The organism is Pseudomonas sp. SDO5591_S426 (assembly GCF_054070755.1).
On sequence record NZ_JBSVXD010000130.1, the window covers coordinates 1 to 16,576 of the forward strand.

General features: G+C 59.9%; 12 protein-coding genes, 1 tRNA gene and 1 pseudogene. 4 read left to right on the forward strand and 10 right to left on the reverse strand.

What is annotated here, in order from left to right:
- Nucleotides 1-44: 44 nt before the first annotated feature.
- Nucleotides 45-1,964, reverse strand: coding sequence for a phosphodiesterase DibA (gene dibA / locus ACW9JC_RS21555; protein ID WP_457457430.1), 1,920 nt, complete (start codon nucleotides 1,962-1,964; stop codon nucleotides 45-47).
- A 147-nt stretch (nucleotides 1,965-2,111) separates the two neighbouring features.
- On the opposite strand from dibA, the gene desA reads away from it, so the two are divergent.
- Both desA and ACW9JC_RS21565 read left to right on the forward strand, forming a co-directional pair.
- Nucleotides 2,112-3,296 (forward strand): delta-9 fatty acid desaturase DesA, encoded by a 1,185-nt coding sequence (gene desA / locus ACW9JC_RS21560; RefSeq protein ID WP_457457432.1) that lies wholly within the window; start codon nucleotides 2,112-2,114, stop codon nucleotides 3,294-3,296.
- Between the two features lie 148 nt (nucleotides 3,297-3,444).
- Nucleotides 3,445-4,434 carry a GGDEF domain-containing protein gene (locus tag ACW9JC_RS21565; RefSeq protein WP_457457446.1) on the forward strand — a complete coding sequence of 330 codons (990 nt, stop codon included), beginning with the start codon at nucleotides 3,445-3,447 and terminating at the stop codon, nucleotides 4,432-4,434.
- Nucleotides 4,435-4,487: 53 nt separating this feature from the next.
- On the opposite strand, the gene ACW9JC_RS21570 is transcribed toward ACW9JC_RS21565, so the two are convergent.
- The 3 genes from ACW9JC_RS21570 to gabD all read right to left on the reverse strand — a co-directional run bounded on the left by ACW9JC_RS21570 (nucleotide 4,488) and on the right by gabD (nucleotide 8,744).
- Nucleotides 4,488-5,702: a response regulator gene (locus ACW9JC_RS21570; protein ID WP_338584127.1), complete on the reverse strand. Its 1,215-nt coding sequence runs from the start codon at nucleotides 5,700-5,702 to the stop codon at nucleotides 4,488-4,490.
- 136 nt (nucleotides 5,703-5,838) lie between these two features.
- On the reverse strand, nucleotides 5,839-7,116 hold the full coding sequence (gabT, locus tag ACW9JC_RS21575; protein WP_448105918.1) for a 4-aminobutyrate--2-oxoglutarate transaminase: 1,278 nt from the start codon (nucleotides 7,114-7,116) through the stop codon (nucleotides 5,839-5,841).
- A gap of 185 nt (nucleotides 7,117-7,301) precedes the next feature.
- On the reverse strand, nucleotides 7,302-8,744 hold the full coding sequence (gene gabD / locus ACW9JC_RS21580) for an NADP-dependent succinate-semialdehyde dehydrogenase (protein ID WP_416127478.1): 1,443 nt from the start codon (nucleotides 8,742-8,744) through the stop codon (nucleotides 7,302-7,304).
- A gap of 349 nt (nucleotides 8,745-9,093) precedes the next feature.
- Here gabD and ACW9JC_RS21585 point away from each other — a divergent pair.
- Nucleotides 9,094-9,170: transfer RNA gene (locus tag ACW9JC_RS21585), tRNA-Arg, on the forward strand.
- Between the two features lie 148 nt (nucleotides 9,171-9,318).
- On the opposite strand, the gene ACW9JC_RS21590 is transcribed toward ACW9JC_RS21585, so the two are convergent.
- From ACW9JC_RS21590 to ACW9JC_RS21610, 5 genes and pseudogenes are all read right to left on the reverse strand, one after another.
- Complete coding sequence (locus tag ACW9JC_RS21590; protein WP_457457434.1) at nucleotides 9,319-9,585, reverse strand: hypothetical protein; 267 nt, start codon at nucleotides 9,583-9,585, stop codon at nucleotides 9,319-9,321.
- 20 nt (nucleotides 9,586-9,605) lie between these two features.
- Nucleotides 9,606-10,208 carry a hypothetical protein gene (locus ACW9JC_RS21595; RefSeq protein WP_457457436.1) on the reverse strand — a complete coding sequence of 201 codons (603 nt, stop codon included), beginning with the start codon at nucleotides 10,206-10,208 and terminating at the stop codon, nucleotides 9,606-9,608.
- The gene (locus ACW9JC_RS21600) at nucleotides 10,205-10,771 is read right to left on the reverse strand and encodes an RNA polymerase sigma factor (protein ID WP_457457438.1); all 567 of its coding nucleotides are present in this window, start codon (nucleotides 10,769-10,771) and stop codon (nucleotides 10,205-10,207) included. The genes ACW9JC_RS21595 and ACW9JC_RS21600 overlap by 4 nt, the downstream gene beginning before the upstream one ends.
- Before the next feature lies 1 nt (nucleotide 10,772).
- Nucleotides 10,773-12,484: pseudogene (locus ACW9JC_RS21605) on the reverse strand (vWA domain-containing protein).
- An 87-nt stretch (nucleotides 12,485-12,571) separates the two neighbouring features.
- Nucleotides 12,572-13,135, reverse strand: a complete 564-nt coding sequence (locus ACW9JC_RS21610; RefSeq protein ID WP_457457440.1) for a YbhB/YbcL family Raf kinase inhibitor-like protein — start codon at nucleotides 13,133-13,135, stop codon at nucleotides 12,572-12,574.
- Between the two features lie 139 nt (nucleotides 13,136-13,274).
- Between ACW9JC_RS21610 and ACW9JC_RS21615 the strand changes: the two genes are divergently transcribed.
- Nucleotides 13,275-14,798: an FAD-dependent oxidoreductase gene (locus tag ACW9JC_RS21615; RefSeq protein ID WP_457457442.1), complete on the forward strand. Its 1,524-nt coding sequence runs from the start codon at nucleotides 13,275-13,277 to the stop codon at nucleotides 14,796-14,798.
- Nucleotides 14,799-14,867: 69 nt separating this feature from the next.
- On the opposite strand, the gene ACW9JC_RS21620 is transcribed toward ACW9JC_RS21615, so the two are convergent.
- Nucleotides 14,868-16,373 (reverse strand): YdgA family protein, encoded by a 1,506-nt coding sequence (locus tag ACW9JC_RS21620; protein WP_457457444.1) that lies wholly within the window; start codon nucleotides 16,371-16,373, stop codon nucleotides 14,868-14,870.
- Nucleotides 16,374-16,576 lie beyond the last annotated feature (203 nt).

Below are 16,576 nucleotides of genomic sequence, written 5' to 3' on the forward strand. Positions count from 1 at the left end.
ACATTCCCCTGTAGGAGCTGCCGAAGGCTGCGATCTTTTAGCGATTAACGAATGACTGGAGCATGAGCCCAATCCAATTGCCCAGCCGGCACCGGTCGCCCAAACCAATAACCCTGACCCAGATGGCAGCCGTGTTCGAGCAGGAATGCCGCTTGTTCAATCTGCTCGATCCCTTCCGCATGCACCTGCATGCCCATGCTCTGCGCCAGGGCGATGATCACCCGCGCAATAGCGGCGTCGTCCTCGTCCCAAGGCAACCCGGCGACAAACCCTTGATCGATCTTCAACTTCTGTACCGGCAGGCGCTTGAGCCGCAGCAGTGACGAATAACCCGTGCCGAAGTCGTCGATGGCCAAGCGCACACCCAACTCGCGCAGGCGATGCATCTGCTCCAGCGCGACTTCCGGGTCTTCCATCACCGCGCTCTCGGTGACCTCCAGTTCCAGACAGGCCGGGTCCAGTCCGGTCTCACGCAGCACCTGCGCCACTTGCTGGTACAACTCACGGCGAGCGAACAACCGCGAAGAAACATTCACCGCGACAAACGACAACGCCACGCCGGCCTGCTGCCATTGGCACATTTGCCGGCACGCCTGCTGCATCACCCAGGCATCGATTTCGGCGATGAGCCCGGTCCGCTCGGCGACCGGGATGAATTCGGCGGGAGACACCAGGCCTCGTAGCGGGTGCTCCCAACGCACCAGTGCCTCGACGCCGATCAACCGGCGGGTCTGAAGGTCGTGAACCGGCTGGTAATAGACCCTCAACTCTTGTTGATCCAGGGCGCGGCGCAACTCGAAGGCAATCTCGACCCGCTGCTGGGCGTGGGCAGTCAACTCCTCGGTGTAGAGCGCGTAACCATTGCGGCCGGCACTCTTGGCCTTGAACAGCGCGGAATCAGCATTGCGCAACAACTGTTCAGCGCTCAGGGCATCGCCGGGGAACAGGCTGATGCCGATACTGGTGTTGATGAACAGCTGATGCCCGTCGATCGGGAACGGCTCCTTGAGACCCTCGATGATGCGTTGGGCCAGCGCTGCGGCCTGACCCAATTGCGGACAGTTCTCGGCCAGCAGCGCGAACTCATCGCCGCCCAGTCGCGCCAGGGTGATGCCGGGGCCAAACATCGCCTTCAAGCGCTCCGCTACCGCTTTGAGCAACTGATCGCCGATGGTGTGTCCGAGGCTATCGTTGATCATCTTGAAATGGTCCAGGTCGATCATCAGCAACGCGCAACCGCGCTTGTGGATTTGCGCCGAAGCCAGCGCCTGTTCGGTGCGATCAGTGAACAGCAGGCGATTGGGCAAGTCAGTCAGCGGATCGTGGTGCGCCAGGTGCATCAGTTCTTGTTCGGAGTTCTTGATCGCGCTGATGTCGGAAAACACCGCGACGTAATGGCTGAGCTGCCCCGAATCGTCGCGAATGATGCGGATGGTTTGCCATTGCGGATAGATTTCGCCGCTTTTGCGCCGGTTCCAGATTTCCCCGCTCCACTCGCCTACGCTGTCGAGGGTCGAGAACATCGCCTGATAGAAATCCGCCGAATGACGGCCGGATTTGAACAGGCTGGGACGCTGCCCCAGTACCTCTTCGCGCTGATAACCGGTGATCCGCATGAAGGCCGGATTGACGTGAACGATCAAGCCTTCGCGATCAGTGACCAGCACGCCTTCACGGGTGCAATCGAACACCGCAGCCGCCTGTCGCAAGCGCTCACGATCTTCGCTGCGTTCGCGCAACCTGGCGCCGAATCCCAGACAACGCAGCAAGCGCGTCCGGGCAATGAAGATCAACCCGGCGCTGAAGACGACCCAGGCATAACCGTTGATCAGTTGCCATCGTGATAGCTCGACTGAGCTATCGAAGAAACTGTTCAATAAATAGTCACTGCCCTGCAGCCAGACCACAGAAAGCAACAGGTAAAGCAGCGCTGTGCGCACGGCATCGCGATAGCTGGCAGACATAAGGCTGTCCATGTCCCTACAAAATTGCCGGGATTATAGGTGAATGACACATCCAGCCACTCTTATCTGAAAGGGCGACTGGTTTTCTCTGTGGGCTTGGTGATAATGCAACGGCTGTTTTTTTCTTTATCGAGGGCCCTATAGCCTATGTGGTACGAAGGTTTTCTCGGCTTGTCGCCCTGGTCACTGGTGGCAGTCACCCTGCTGATGACCCACGTGACGATCGTCGGCGTCACGGTCTATCTGCACCGTTACTCAGCCCATCGCTCGCTTGAGCTGAATGCCGGCCTGAAACATTTCTTTCGCTTCTGGCTGTGGCTGACCACGGCGCAGAACACCCGCGAGTGGACCGCCATCCACCGCAAGCACCACGCCAAGTGCGAAACCGAAGATGACCCGCATAGCCCGGTCGTCAAGGGCTTGTCCACGGTTCTGCGCAAAGGCGCCGAGCTGTACCGCGCCGAGGCGGAAAACCCCGAGACTCTGCGCATCTACGGCAAGAACTGTCCCGAAGACTGGATCGAACGCAATCTCTACACCCGCTTTCCGCTGCTGGGCGTGGCGATCATGGGCGTCATCGACCTGCTGCTGTTCGGCACCATCGGCATCACCATCTGGGCCGTCCAGATGATGTGGATTCCGGTGTGGGCCGCCGGTGTGGTCAATGGCCTGGGCCATGCCGTCGGCTATCGCAACTTCGAGTGCCGCGATGCGGCGACCAATCTGGTGCCATGGGGCATCCTGATCGGTGGCGAAGAACTGCATAACAACCATCACACCTACCCTAACTCGGCAAAACTGTCGGTGAAGAAGTGGGAATTCGACATGGGCTGGGCCTGGATCAAAGTCTTCAGCTTCCTGCGTCTGGCCAAGGTCCAGCGCGTCGCGCCGATCGCCCACCGCGTCGAAGGCAAGGGCAGCCTGGACATGGACACCGCCATGGCGATCCTCAACAACCGCTTCCAGATCATGGCCCAATACCGCAAATTGGTAATTGGCCCGCTGGTCAAGCAAGAGCTGGCGAAGGTCGATCACTCGGTCCGCCACCAGTTCCACCGCGCCAAGCGCCTACTGTCCCGGGAAACCAGCCTGCTGGACGAAAAGCATCACGTACGCATCCAGAACATGCTCGAGCACAGCCAGGCGCTGAAGGTAATTTACGAAAAACGCCTCGCATTGCAGCAGATCTGGGTCAAGACCAGTTCAAATGGTCACGACATGCTCGCCGCCATCAAGGACTGGGTGCATGAAGCCGAAGCCAGCGGGATTCAATCCCTGCGTGACTTCGCCGATCAGCTGAAAACCTACTCCCTGCGCCCTACCGCTGCCTGATGCCGTTGATCGGTGCGCCCTTTTCCGGGGCGCACCTTTCGGAACTTCGCTGCAAATCCCCCCTCTCAAAGACACTTCGCCATCCAGGCGTGCTTCGTTGTGGCCGCTTCGAACTTAAGGCGGTGCATGCCCTTTGAGATTTGTACCGATGGTCAATGAAAACCTGAAAGACCGTACTCCAACGCAGTGGCCCGAGGCCGCGCAAACCCTGATGGCGCTGATGCGTGCCCAAGGTGAAGTGGCGCGCCTGAGCGAACGCGAGCAACTGTTCAGCACCCTGCTGGTGAGCGTCAACGCGGTGCTTTGGGCCTTCAATTGGGAAACCCGCCAGGTGCTGTACGTCAGCCCCGCCTATGAACGGATTTTCGGCCGATCCGCCGACCTGCTGCTGTCCGACTACAACCAGTGGCGCGACAGCATTTACCCCGACGATCTGGAACACGCCGAGCGCAGCCTGGCGGAGGTGCTGGACAAAGGCGCCGTCGAAGACCGCGAATACCGCATCATCGACGCCGAGGGCCAAGTGCGCTGGCTCAGCGACAAATGCTTCATCAACCGTCAAGCCGAGCCGGGTCAACCGGTGATCATCGTCGGCCTCGCCGAAGACATCACCGACAAAAAGCACATGGAAACCGAGCTGCAACGCCTAGCCACCACCGATGCCCTGACCCAGAGCAGCAATCGCCACCACTTCTTCGATGGCGCGCATCAGGAGTTCGAACTGGCACGGCAACAAGGCACGCCGCTGTCATTCCTGATGCTGGACATCGATGACTTCAAAGTGATCAACGACACCTACGGCCACCAGGAAGGCGACAACGTGCTGCAACACATCGCCGACAGCGGCCGCGCGGCGCTGCGCCGTGGCGATCTGTTCGGGCGCATTGGCGGCGAGGAGTTCGCTGCGGTGTTTCCCGGCTGCACGCCGGAGATGGCCCTGCAAGTGGCCGAGCGCCTGCAACGGGAGATCCAGCGCTTGTGTTTCGACCACGATGGCCAGACTTTCGGCATCACCGTCAGCCAGGGGCTGACCAGCCTCACTGCCGAGGATGAAAACGTGGAAAGCCTGTTTGCCCGCGCGGACGCGGCGATGTATCAGGCCAAGCGCGACGGCAAGAACCGGATCGTCGTGGGCTGACAGGCCCGGCACATCTCTCCTGTGGGAGCCTCCCACAGGAATTCCCGTGCTTCTTACTTCTTGCGCATCCGCATCAACTCCGGCAACCCGATCTTGAGCAGCCGCGCCGTCCGGCTCTTGGCCAGCTCTTCGATGCCTTCATGCTCAGTCAGGCGCGCCAATTGCGCCGCCATGTTCATCACCAAGGCTTCGCGGGAGTAAACCCCGCCACCGAGCTGGTAGGCCGCCGCAATCAGCTGTCGCAGCTCCAGAGGCAGGCGCCAGCGCGTACGTAGGGCCGAACCGTACGCCGCGCCAAATTCGGCGAGCGCTTCGCCCACCTCCTCCTGCTCGTCCAGCTCGCCACCGGCCTGCTTCCACTCCTGCAAGCAACGCAGCAACGCCAGATCACCCAGGCGATGCAACATGCCAGCGCAATAGCAGCGCGCCTGATCCAGATCCAGCAGCCGCGCCAGCGTCCGGGCGTATTCGGCCGTGTGCAGCGACAGGTCCCAATAACGCTCGGCGTAGTCCGCTAAATATGGATCACTGAGTTTGGCGCTGCGCTTGAGGGCCAGGCCCAGAATCAGGTTCATGCTTTGCCCGGTGCCCAAACGCTGCAGCGCCTGAGCCAGGGTTTGCACTGCGGCGCCATGGTGCTGGGCCGCGCTGTTGGCAGCGGCGATCAGCACAGCGGTGATTTGCGGGTCTGTGCGGATCTCGTCTTCCAGTTTTGTCAGATCGAGGCCGTTGGGATTGAGGCTGCGCTTGACCGCCAACTGCACGTCCGTCATCAGCGGCGCACCCTCCGCCAGTTCACGACGGCGCTCCAGATACACCGACAAGGTCATGCCCGGCGCCAACGACGGCACCTCACACGAGACTTCCTCACCGGCGTTGAGCAGTAAATCCTGCAAACGATGGGTCAGGCTTTCCATGTTCAGCGGTTTGGTCAGGTACGCGGCAGGCGCCAGCGGCAGGGCTTCGCGCACACTGGCGCTGTCGTTGCGGCTGCTCATCAGAATGAAGGGCAACGGTGGATTGCGTTTGCGCTGACGAACACTGCGCAACACATTCAGGCCGTCGACACCGGGCAGTTCCCAGTCGACGATCACCAAGTCATAAGGGTTGGCCGCCAGCAGCTCCAGCGCTTGTTGGCCGTCGGCGCACAGATCCAGCCGCGCGTCGCAACGTACATTCAACAAGACTTCCTTGAGCAGGTCCCGTGACCACGGGTCAGCCTCGGCGATCAGCACTCGTGGAACGGCGGGTAAATTGACGACTGTCATACGGCTCTCCCTGGCAATGCCTGAACCTTAGCGAATGCTGGCCTTGCGATACAGCGCTAATACGCGGGTTATATTTCGGTTGGCATAAAAAAACCCGCCGAAGCGGGTTTTTTGTCGATCAGGTCACACTAAGCGATCACAGCTCGGAGAAGCACTCTTCGATGATCGCCAGACCTTTGTCCAGTTGCTCGTCCGGCGAGGTCAGCGGTACCAGGACGCGCAGAACGTTGCCGTAGGTGCCGCAGGACAGCAGGATCAGGCCTTTGTCGCGAGCCTTGGCCACAACCGATGCCACAGCGGCAGCGTTCGGCTTGTGGCTGTCGCCGTTTTCGAACAGCTCGACAGCGATCATCGCGCCCAGGGCACGGACTTCGCCGATGACCGGGTACTTGGCCTGGATGGCCTTCAGACCAGTGACCAGACGCTCGCCGACAGCCTTGCAGCGGTCCAGCAGGTGCTCTTCTTCGAACACTTCCATCACGGCCAGGGCCGCGGCGCAAGCGATCGGGCTACCGGCGTAGGTGCCGCCCAGGCCGCCTGGAGCGATGGCGTCCATGTATTCGGCCTTGCCACACACACCGGCCAGCGGGAAGCCGCCAGCGATGGATTTGGCGAAGGTGGTCAGGTCGGCAGCAACGCCCATCTGTTCCATGGCGAAGAAGGTGCCGGTACGGCCAGCGCCAGTCTGTACTTCGTCAGCGATCAACAGGATGCCGTGCTGGTCGCACAGGGCACGCAGACGCTTCATGAATTCTTTAGGCGCAACGTAGAAACCACCTTCGCCCTGAACCGGCTCGATGATGATCGCTGCGATGTCACGTGGCTCAGCGTCGTTCTTGAAGACGCGCTCGATGCTGGCGATCGAATCGTCGATGCTCACACCGTGCAGTTCGTTCGGGTACAGAGCGCGGAACACGCCGCCTGGCATCAGGCCCATGCCGGCCGAGTAAGGCACGACTTTACCGGTCAGGCCCAGGGTCATCATGGTGCGACCGTGGTAAGCGCCGGTGAAGGCGATCACGCCGGCACGGCCAGTAGCGGCACGGGCGATTTTCACGGCGTTTTCTACGGCTTCGGAACCGGTGGTCACCAGCAGGGTTTTCTTGGCGAAATCACCTGGCACCTTGGCGTTGATTTTTTCGCACACTTCTACGTACGGCTCATAGGCCAGAACCTGGAAGCAAGTGTGGGTCAGCTTGTTCAGCTGTTCGGTCACGGCAGCGATGATTTTCGGGTGCACGTGGCCGGTGTTCAGTACGGCGATGCCGCCGGCGAAGTCGATGAACTCGCGACCTTCAACGTCGGTCACGGTAGCGTTCTTCGCGGACTCGGCGAAGATCGGGTGAATCTGGCCAACACCACGTGGAACTGCATTGGTACGGCGGGCCATCAAAGAAGCGTTAGTCTTGCTCATAAAGTCCTCATTCGCCGCTCATCGGGCGGCGTGGTTCAAGGAAAATGCAGCGGGGAGTCAACGGTGGCAGCATGCGATGATCGACTGCCACGGCGTTCCCGGCCACAGAGAAAATTCCGGTTTGAAGCAACGCAAAGGGACAGCGCTCTCGTGCCCTTTGCGCTTGAAGCAATGCCTCGCCGGGCTTAGATGCCCAGGCAGAGGTATTTGATTTCCAGGTAATCTTCGATGCCGTACTTGGAGCCTTCACGACCCAGGCCCGAGGCCTTGATGCCGCCGAACGGCGCGACTTCGTTGGAGATCAGCCCGGTGTTGACGCCGACCATACCGTATTCCAGGGCTTCAGCCACACGGAACACACGGCCCAGGTCGCGAGCGTAGAAGTACGAGGCCAGACCGAACTCGGTGTCGTTGGACATCGCGATCACTTCGGCTTCGTCTTTGAAGCGGAACAGCGGCGCCAATGGACCGAAGGTTTCTTCCTTGGCCACGGCAGCGTTCTTCGGCACGTTGGTCAGGATGGTCGGCTCGAAGAAGTTGCCTTCCATCGATTTGCCGCCGGCCAGTACGGTAGCGCCTTTGGCAACGGCGTCAGCGATGTGCTCTTGCACCTTGGCGACAGCTTTTTCGTCGATCAGCGGGCCAGTGGTGGTGCCGTCTTCCAGACCATTACCGATCTTGAGTTTGGCCACAGCCACTTTCAGTTTCTCGGCGAACGCGTCGTAGACCGAATCCTGAATGTACAGACGGTTAGCGCAGACGCAGGTCTGGCCGTTGTTGCGGTACTTGGAAATGATCGCGCCTTCGACGGCCTTATCCAGGTCCGCGTCGTCGAACACGATGAACGGCGCGTTGCCGCCCAGTTCCAGGGACACTTTCTTGATGTCCTTGGCGCATTCCGACATCAGTTGACGACCGATTTCGGTCGAACCGGTGAAGGACAGTTTGCGTACGATCGGGTTGCTGGTCAGCTCGCTGCCGATGTCGCCGGCGCTGCCGGAAACAACGCTGAACACGCCAGCAGGAATGCCGGCACGCTGAGCCAGTTCAGCCAAAGCGAATGCGGAGAACGGAGTTTGCGAAGCAGGCTTGAGCACCATGGTGCAACCGGCGGCCAGGGCCGGGCCGGCTTTACGGGTGATCATCGCGGCCGGGAAGTTCCACGGGGTGATTGCAGCGGTCACGCCGATAGGCTGCTTGATCACGATCAGGCGCTTGTCTGGCTGGTGGCCCGGAATCACGTCACCGTAGATGCGCTTGGCTTCTTCGGCGAACCACTCGATGAAAGAAGCGGCGTAAACGATTTCACCCTTGGCTTCGGCCAATGGCTTGCCTTGTTCCAGAGTCATCAGGCGAGCCAGGTCGTCCTGGTTCTCGATGATCAGTTCGAACCAGCGACGCAGCTTGTTCGCGCGTTCCTTGGCGGTCAGTGCACGCCAGGCCGGCAGCGCTTTGTCAGCGGCTTCGATCGCACGGCGGGTTTCGGCAGCGCCCATTTTCGGCACGGTGCCCAGAATTTCGCCCGTTGCCGGGTTGTTGACCTTGATCGTCTGACCATTGTCCGCATCTACCCAAGCGCCATCGATGAAGGCTTGTTGGCGGAACAACTGGGTGTCTTTAAGCTGCATGTCGGCTTTCCTTAACAGCACCGCGCACGCGCGGAGCAAATTATGATTGTAGAAAGGCGCCTCAGTAGGCTGCCGTCAGGGAAATCATTCACCGGGCTGAAGCACATAAATAGCGCACTGATTGAACTCGTGCGGTTCAGCACCCAGACAAGAGCGTTTGAAATCTCAAACGAATCCTAGGATCAAAGGGGGTAAAGGACAATAGGGCGTTCGAAAAAAAGAACGAAAACGCCGCATTTGCCTATTTTTTCTGATCAACGTAGCAAACACAGGTTACGCTTTGGAAAAACGCAGGCGATTCAGCAGCATGGACGCCCGCAGTGCATATGAGTATCATGGCGCCCGCATTGCACCAGTAGCTCAGCTGGATAGAGTACTGCCCTCCGAAGGCAGGGGTCGTGGGTTCGAATCCCGCCTGGTGCACCATACGTAGAAACGAGAAAGCCCCGGATCGTAAGATCTGGGGCTTTTTTGTGCCTAGTACAAAGGGAATGCCGAGCGCAATTATTGAGGGCCTGAGTTGTTCGGTATATCCGAACGACTGGCGATAGAAAAAACCGCCGAAGCGGTTTTCTCATTCAGTCGTCCAGTCAAACTCGTCGTATTCATCGTCCTCGTCTTCCTCAAAGAATTCCTCTTCAAGGTCGTCGTCTTCAGCCACGGTTTCTTCCGGCTGATTCAGCAGAAACTCCTTACGACTCTCGGTAACCGCTCGCCGCAGTTCCTCGCCCTTTTCCGGGCAGTTGAGCATTTGGGCGATGCGGTCGATTTTTTTTGTCACGGCATCCTCCAACGCATCGACTATGACCCGATAGTGCGCGCTTTCGGGCCTTGATGCCAAATCGTCGAGCGTTGTGCCGATCAGTTTTTCCGCAAATCCTTGAGCCGAGCGGCGAGGTTTTCGTCGGGAAAGCGTTTGTGCAGGTCGGCTAATAGTTTATCGGCCGCTTGCTTGTGCCCGGTTTTTTGCAGGCGGAGCACTTCGCGTAGCTGATCATCCAGAGACTTCACCGGCGCAGCGGCGCGCTTGCTGATTTTGGCTTCTTCAGCCAACTCCGAGTTGAAGGCTTCGCTTTGTGCGGGCGCAGCAACGTCGGCCATCGGCGCTACAGGTGCCGGGGCTGCCAAGGAACGAGCAGCCGCCGCAGGAGCTTCTGTGAACTCCTTTTTGGCCTGTGGCGCGGAGGCTTTAGGGGCGAAGTCGTAAGTCGGCGTTTGTTCCGGCGAACGCTGCACCAGCGCCAACATCAGGGCCACGCCGACCAGGCTGGCGAACGCCACTTGCCAACGGGGTTTCTGGCGGGCTTGCACCCAGCGTTGCCACAGGCTCGGTTGCCGCACCGGAACTTCATGATGTGCGGCGCCCAGGATGAATGAGTCCAGATGGGCTGGCGGCTCACCTGCCGCATGTTCACGAAAATGCTTCACCATTTCGTCTTCGGGCGTAGGACGGGCGTCAGTCATGTCAGTACCTCCTCGGCCAGCAGCCGACGCAATTTTTGCTGGGCGTAACGCAAACGGCTCTTGACGGTTTCCAGCGGGGTTTCGATGAGGGTGGCGATTTGTGGCAGGTCGAGTTCGCCGTGGGCCCGTAATAGAAACACTTCACGCTGGTCGGCGGGCAGGTTTTGCAGGGCGGTTTCGAGGCGTTGGCTGTCGCGACTCAGGCTCAGCAATTGCTCGGGATCTGCAGCATTGTCGATCACCGCGTGAGCCTGTTCGTCATAGCTGTCGTGCAAGGGATTGTGGATTCCGTGTTTGCGCCAATGATCGATCAGGCGGTTGCGGGCAATCTGGTAGAGCCAGGTACGAAAATTCGCCCGGCCCTGTGGCTGACTGGTGCTGCGGATCAAGCTCAGCCAGGTGTCCTGATAAACCTCTTCCGCCAGCTCGGCCTTGCCACTGAGGCCGAGCAGGAAGCGATAGAGCCCCTGGCGGTGACGGGCGTATAAAATCTCGAACGCCGGCCCGTCCCCCGAGCGATAGCGCGCCAGTAGTGATTCATCGCTCGCTTCAGCGGCTGACATATCAGTTGTAGCCTCCCTTGAGCGGCTGACTATTGGATGCCGTGGTGGTGCGCAGACTTTGCGCCAGCTCCACCAATTGCACGAACTCGCTGCGCAAACCGAATCGATCTTCGCCCCGTGCGTCACGGGCCAGCGCTTCGGTGTCTTTGAGGCTGAATTCGCCGGTGTAGCGCCCGTCCTTGAGCTGCTGGGAGAACGCCGCCACCGCCGCCGCAAAGCGCAGATCGTCGCTGGGTTTGCCAATCGGAGTGTTGACGATCCGGCGTTCGATCAAGCGACTATTCCCACCTTCCGGTAACTGATAACGCACACGCAGCATCGCCAACTCGCCGTTTTTATCAGCCACAGCGACGCCCGATTTACCGTAGCGCAGCGGCTCCAACCAACCCTTCTCTCCCGCTGGGACAATTTCGTACAGCGCCGTCACCGTGTGTCCCGCACCGATTTCGCCGGCATCGACTTTGTCGTTGCTGAAATCCTCACGCTTCAACGCGCGGTTTTCGTAGCCGAGCAAGCGGTACTCACTGACCTGCGACGGGTTGAACTCCACTTGCAGCTTCACATTTTTCGCTACCACGGCGAGGGTCGAGCCGAGCTGATCCACCAGCACCTTGCGCGCCTCGCGCAGGTTGTCGATATAGGCGTAGTTGCCATCGCCGGCATCGGCCAGTTGTTCCATCATGTGTTCATTGTAGTTATCCACACCAAAACCCAGGGTGGTCAGGGAAACGCCGGTCTTGCGTTTATCCACAGCCATTTGCTTGAGGCTGTCGAAGTCGCTGATGCCGACGTTGAAGTCTCCGTCCGTGGCGAGCAGGACACGGTTGATGCCGTTGGGGATAAACGCCTGTTGCGCCTGTTGATAAGCCAGTTCGATACCCGATGCCCCGGCGGTGGAGCCGCCTGCGGTCAATTGGTCGATGGCTGTACGAATCTTCGCTTTTTCCCGTCCGGACGTGGGCTCCAGCACCACGCGCGATTCGCCGGCGTAGACCACCAACGACACCCGGTCCTGCTCACGCAATTGATCGACCAGCAATTTCAGCGTGCTTTTCACCAGCGGCAGACCTTCGCGGCGATCCATCGAACCGGACACGTCTACCAGGAACACCAGATTCGCCGGGCCAGTTCCGCGACTGCACGGTCCGACGCTTTGATACCGATGCGCAGCAAGCGGGTATGCGGACTCCACGGCGACGCTGCCAGTTCAGTGGTCACGCCGAAGGGCGAGCCATCAGTCGGCAAGGCGTAGTCATAAGTGAAGTAATTGACCATTTCCTCCAGCCGCACCGCGCCTTCCGGTGGCAGGCGACCCTGATTGAGCAAGCGGCGGACGTTGGCGTAAGCGCCCGTGTCGACGTCAGCGCTGAAGGTCGAGACCGGCGTTTCGGCAACGCTGTGGATCGGGTTATCCGCCAACGCTTGATACTGCTCTCGCTGTTCATCGCGATAGCCCTGTGGATAAAACTCACCGGCAGGCATCGGCGCGAAACTGGCGACAGGGGCCGCAAGCACGCTGCGCTTGGCCATCGATGCATCGGCCGCGACCCTCTCGTGCTGCACCAACGCTTCGGTTTTCAACTCAGGTTGGGCCGGTGGCGGCACCGCTGCAGACTCGGGTTTCGACGAAACTCCGCAACCGGCAATGGCCAGCAGCAACCCGGCGGCGAAACCCTGGGCGGCCGGACGGAGGAAATGCAGAGGGAGGGACATGTGGGCTGACCTCAGGAGGAAATTGATCCATTCATCCTCTGAGACGGGCAGCCCTTTCGATTCGGGTTAAGTCGCGCTGAATATTTTTCAGCGGTGATAACGCCGTACCACGCTGCTGTTTTTCAGCACATGGCCTTTGATTTTTTCCAGAAATTGCGCACGGGTCAGGCCGGCCGGTAAAGCATCGGGCGCCAGATCCAGGGCGTAGATCTGGATAATGTAATGGTGCGCGCTGTCACCAACGGGCGGGCAAGGGCCGACATAACCGGTGGTACCTTTGCTGTTGGTGCCGCCCACGCCTTCAAGCGCGGATTTGGCGCCGACACCGGAAGCAATCTGATGGGTGCCGGCCTTGATTCCGTAATGCACCCAGTGATCGACGCCCTGGCCTTTCTGTCCATCCGGGTCGTGCATGACGATGGCGTAGCTGAGGGTGCCTGCGGGGCCGGCGTTCCAGGCCAATGCCGGTGAAACGTTGTGCCCGCCGCAGCCCGGCGCATCACTGGCCGCAGCCGAAGTGAACAAGCGGTCATCTGAAACACCCGGGATGTTCAGGGTGAAACGCTCCTGGGCGGCGTGTGCCGGAAGTTGCACGCAAAAGGCGAGGGCTACGGCCGCGAGCCAAGGTTTCAGTGAGGTCAATCGGGTCATTCCGGAGCACCTTGTGCGTGTTGGGCCGTCGTCGGCGTGCAAACTATAGCCGGACCGTTCGCGCGTTGGCAGTGGCATTTGGATGAACCTCGCGTTACGCGCCAGACTCTCTAGAGAAACGCCTGTCTGGAGAGCGATCATGACCTTGCATCGCGTCGCCCGTTTTACCGACGTCTCCGAAAACCGTGGCCTGGAAGTCCGCATCGACGACAGTAAAATCCTGCTGCTGAAAGTCGGCGACCAATTGCGCGCCTATCAAGGCGAATGCCCTCACGCCGGGGCGCCGCTGGCCGAGGGCGCACTCTGCAATGGGCGCCTGACTTGCCCGTGGCACAAGGCCCAGTTTCGCATCGAGGATGGCGGATTATGTGAGCCACCCGCTCTGGACAGCCTCAAGCGTTATCCGCTTGAGGTGCGTGATGGCGAGGTCTGGGTGGGCGACCAACCGCTGCAGGATGCTCACACCCCGCCCGCCGATGACGAGCGCACCTTTGTGATTGTCGGTGCCGGCGCCGCAGGCACGGCGGCGGCCTCGGCGCTGCGCGAAAAAGGCTTCGGCGGCCGGGTGCTGTTGATCGATCGCGAAGCCGGGGCCGGTTACGACCGTACGGTGCTGAGCAAATTCGTGATTGCCGGCGAGATGCCAACGGAAGAAGTCCCGTCGCTGCGTGATGACGACTTTTACCGCGAGCAACGCATCGAGCGTATCAATGCCGAAGTGATGAGCCTCGACGCCACCAACCGCACACTGCGACTGACTGACGGCCAATCGCTCCAATATGATGCGGCTCTGTTGGCGACTGGTGGTACGCCAAAACCATTGGAACTGCCCGGCGCAAACCTGCCGCAAGTGTTCGTCTTGCGCTCAAGGGCTCATGCGCAGCAGATTCTCGACAGCGCCAAGCCCGGTCAGCGCGCAGTGATCATCGGCGACAGCTTCATCGCCATGGAGTCCGCTTCATCCCTGCGCCAGTACGGCCTTGACGTCACGGTTCTGGCCCGTCAGCCAGTGCCGTTCGCCAAACAATTCGGCGAAACCATCGGCAAAGCAATTCTTGCCCTGCATGAAGCCAATGGCGTGGTGTTGCGCACCGATGGCGAAGCCACACAGATTGAAGGAACGAACAAGGTCGAAGCGGTGCTGTTGGATAACGGTCAGCGATTATCGGCGGATCTGGTGCTGGTGGGGATCGGCGTCACCCCGGCAACCGCGCCGTTCGCTGATCTGCCGCAGGAAAAAGATCATTCGCTGCGCGTCGATGGCGGTATGCGTGTGACCGATGGACTCTGGGCCGCCGGCGACATCGCCACCTTCCCGCTCAACGGCCAGCCCCGGCGCATCGAACACTGGCGCTTGGCCCAGCAACAGGCGCGTATTGCGGCCGCGAACATGCTGGGTGGCGATGAACACTACCTCGACGTACCGTACTTCTGGACCTGGCACTTCGGCAAGAATTACGACTACCTGGGCCACGCCGAAGCCTGGGATGAAGTCGAGTTCAAGGGTGATCCGTTCAAGCCCCCCTTCATCGGGCTGTTCGGCAAAAACGGCGTGGTAACCGCCGTCGTAGCGTGCGAAGAAGAGCGGACCATGGCGATGCTCGCCGAGCGGATGAAACAGCCGCTGCCAGTGGATGAGGCGTGGCGGATGATTCGCGATTGAAGCCAGACAGCAAAACGCCCGGCATCCGCATTGCGCAGTAGTCGGGCGTTGCTGGCTTACGCCTCGGTATTACTGGACTTCGCCAGCGCCGCCGAATTTGCTCATCAGGAAACCGGCAAACTCTTCGACGGTCATTTTCTGGCCGTTGAAGTCCACCTGATTGTTGGCGTAATGCAGTTTGGTCACGATGTTGTTGCCGTCCAGTTTTGCCAACTGGCTACCAACGGCCATGCTGCTGAACATGTCGGCGGTGGCGGTGGCCTGATCAGCGATGAGTTTGGCGTCGGTCTGGCCGTCGATTTGCGATTGCACGGTGAGCACGTCGACGATCATCGGCTTGGACACTTGCAGATTGAAGTCCAGCAATGCGACCAGCTGTCTGGCCAATTGGTCGGCCGGCAGGTCGATCGTTTGCGGCTTGGTCAGGTCAAGTACCAGGTTGGCGCGGCTTTCGCCATTGGTGGTATTGAACGACAGGTTCTCCAGCGCCACCTGCGGGCCGGCAGCGAGCAACTTCTCCAGATTGGTTTTGAGCTGTGCCTCTTCGGCTTCGGTCAGGTTCAGTTCCGGCGTTGGCAAACCAGCCTCGGCAGCCTCAGCGGCGGCCTGCTCGTAGGGTTGCAGCTTGGTCTGGTAAATCTGCATCAACGCCATCGTGGCGGGGATGTCGAGATTCTTCAGGCTCAGGGCCATCTGCGCAGAACCAACGGCCTTGCCGTTCAGGGACACTTCACCGACTTTGTAATCGGCACGCCCGGAAGCGCTGGTGCCCGACTCCGCGGTCTGGTTCTTCATTTCGAAGTTCTTGAAGCCCAGCACCGACTGTTTCGGGCCGAAAGTGGTTTTGCTGTTGCTCAACTCAACGGTGTTGTCGCCGGTGTAGTAACCGTAGGTGCTTTTGGTCAGGTTGCTGGCCAGGGTCAGGCCACTCAACTCGACCTGCACCGGCGCCTGATCTTCCGAAACGGTGGTCAGCTTCAGGCTGTCCATGTAGCCATCGGCCTTGACCTTCTGTGCCTGGGCACTGGCCGCAACGTCGAGCTTCAGACCGGAAAATTTCAGGCTGGACTTGTCGTCCAGGGCCGTTTCCAGTGGCAGCAACTCAAGCGTGCCGTTAGTGGAGTTGTCGTAGCCGATATTGACCACGCCGGTAAGCGGCGAAGCGCCCTTGGTGGCGGCGAACCATTTCTCGGTGAGCGGAGTCTTTTCCAGTTCGTAATGACTGGTGGCCATGACCGGCAACCACTTCAGCGACAGCAGGCGCGAGAACGGCAGCGGACCGTGTTCCAGGTGGTCGACGAACAGCAACTCGACCGGCGCCTCGCCGAACATTTCACCTTCGCCCTTGAGGCGATAGTGCGCGGTGCTGCTGAATACGTGACGTTCCAGCGAGACCAGCTCCAGCGTGGCCGTGCCTTTGTGCCCGACCAGCGCAGCCTGCAATTGCTGGTTGGCGTCGGCAAGGGAAGTGTTCAATACGCTTTCGATTTTGGTGCCGGTGTACCAGGCACCGCCGACGCTGATGGCCCCGATGGCGACCACAATTCCCAGAAGCACGCCTGCTGATTTATTCATGTATGACCCGTTCAATGTCCGTTGTTGAAGGTGTGGTCGTCTTCCCTGAACCCAGACGGGTTGCGGTCACGACTGCGCTTGAAGTGGGTTGCAGATTAGCATCAGGCGCGCGGGGTGGCCCAATGATTAAAGGTTAAAGAGTGTCTGTGAAGTTGTGTCGGATACAAAAGATCGCAGCCTTCGGCAGCTCCTTCAGGTATATG

Excerpts from the sequence above, each read along its gene's own strand:
- dibA (WP_457457430.1), bottom strand. The coding sequence starts at position 1,964 with ATGTCTGCCAGCTATCGCGATGCCGTGCGCACAGCGCTGCTTTACCTG.
- desA (WP_457457432.1), top strand. The coding sequence starts at position 2,112 with ATGTGGTACGAAGGTTTTCTCGGCTTGTCGCCCTGGTCACTGGTGGCA.
- ACW9JC_RS21565 (WP_457457446.1), top strand. The coding sequence starts at position 3,445 with ATGGTCAATGAAAACCTGAAAGACCGTACTCCAACGCAGTGGCCCGAG.
- ACW9JC_RS21570 (WP_338584127.1), bottom strand. The coding sequence starts at position 5,702 with ATGACAGTCGTCAATTTACCCGCCGTTCCACGAGTGCTGATCGCCGAG.
- gabT (WP_448105918.1), bottom strand. The coding sequence starts at position 7,116 with ATGAGCAAGACTAACGCTTCTTTGATGGCCCGCCGTACCAATGCAGTT.
- gabD (WP_416127478.1), bottom strand. The coding sequence starts at position 8,744 with ATGCAGCTTAAAGACACCCAGTTGTTCCGCCAACAAGCCTTCATCGAT.
- ACW9JC_RS21595 (WP_457457436.1), bottom strand. The coding sequence starts at position 10,208 with ATGACTGACGCCCGTCCTACGCCCGAAGACGAAATGGTGAAGCATTTT.
- ACW9JC_RS21600 (WP_457457438.1), bottom strand. The coding sequence starts at position 10,771 with ATGTCAGCCGCTGAAGCGAGCGATGAATCACTACTGGCGCGCTATCGC.
- ACW9JC_RS21610 (WP_457457440.1), bottom strand. The coding sequence starts at position 13,135 with ATGACCCGATTGACCTCACTGAAACCTTGGCTCGCGGCCGTAGCCCTC.
- ACW9JC_RS21615 (WP_457457442.1), top strand. The coding sequence starts at position 13,275 with ATGACCTTGCATCGCGTCGCCCGTTTTACCGACGTCTCCGAAAACCGT.
- ACW9JC_RS21620 (WP_457457444.1), bottom strand. The coding sequence starts at position 16,373 with ATGAATAAATCAGCAGGCGTGCTTCTGGGAATTGTGGTCGCCATCGGG.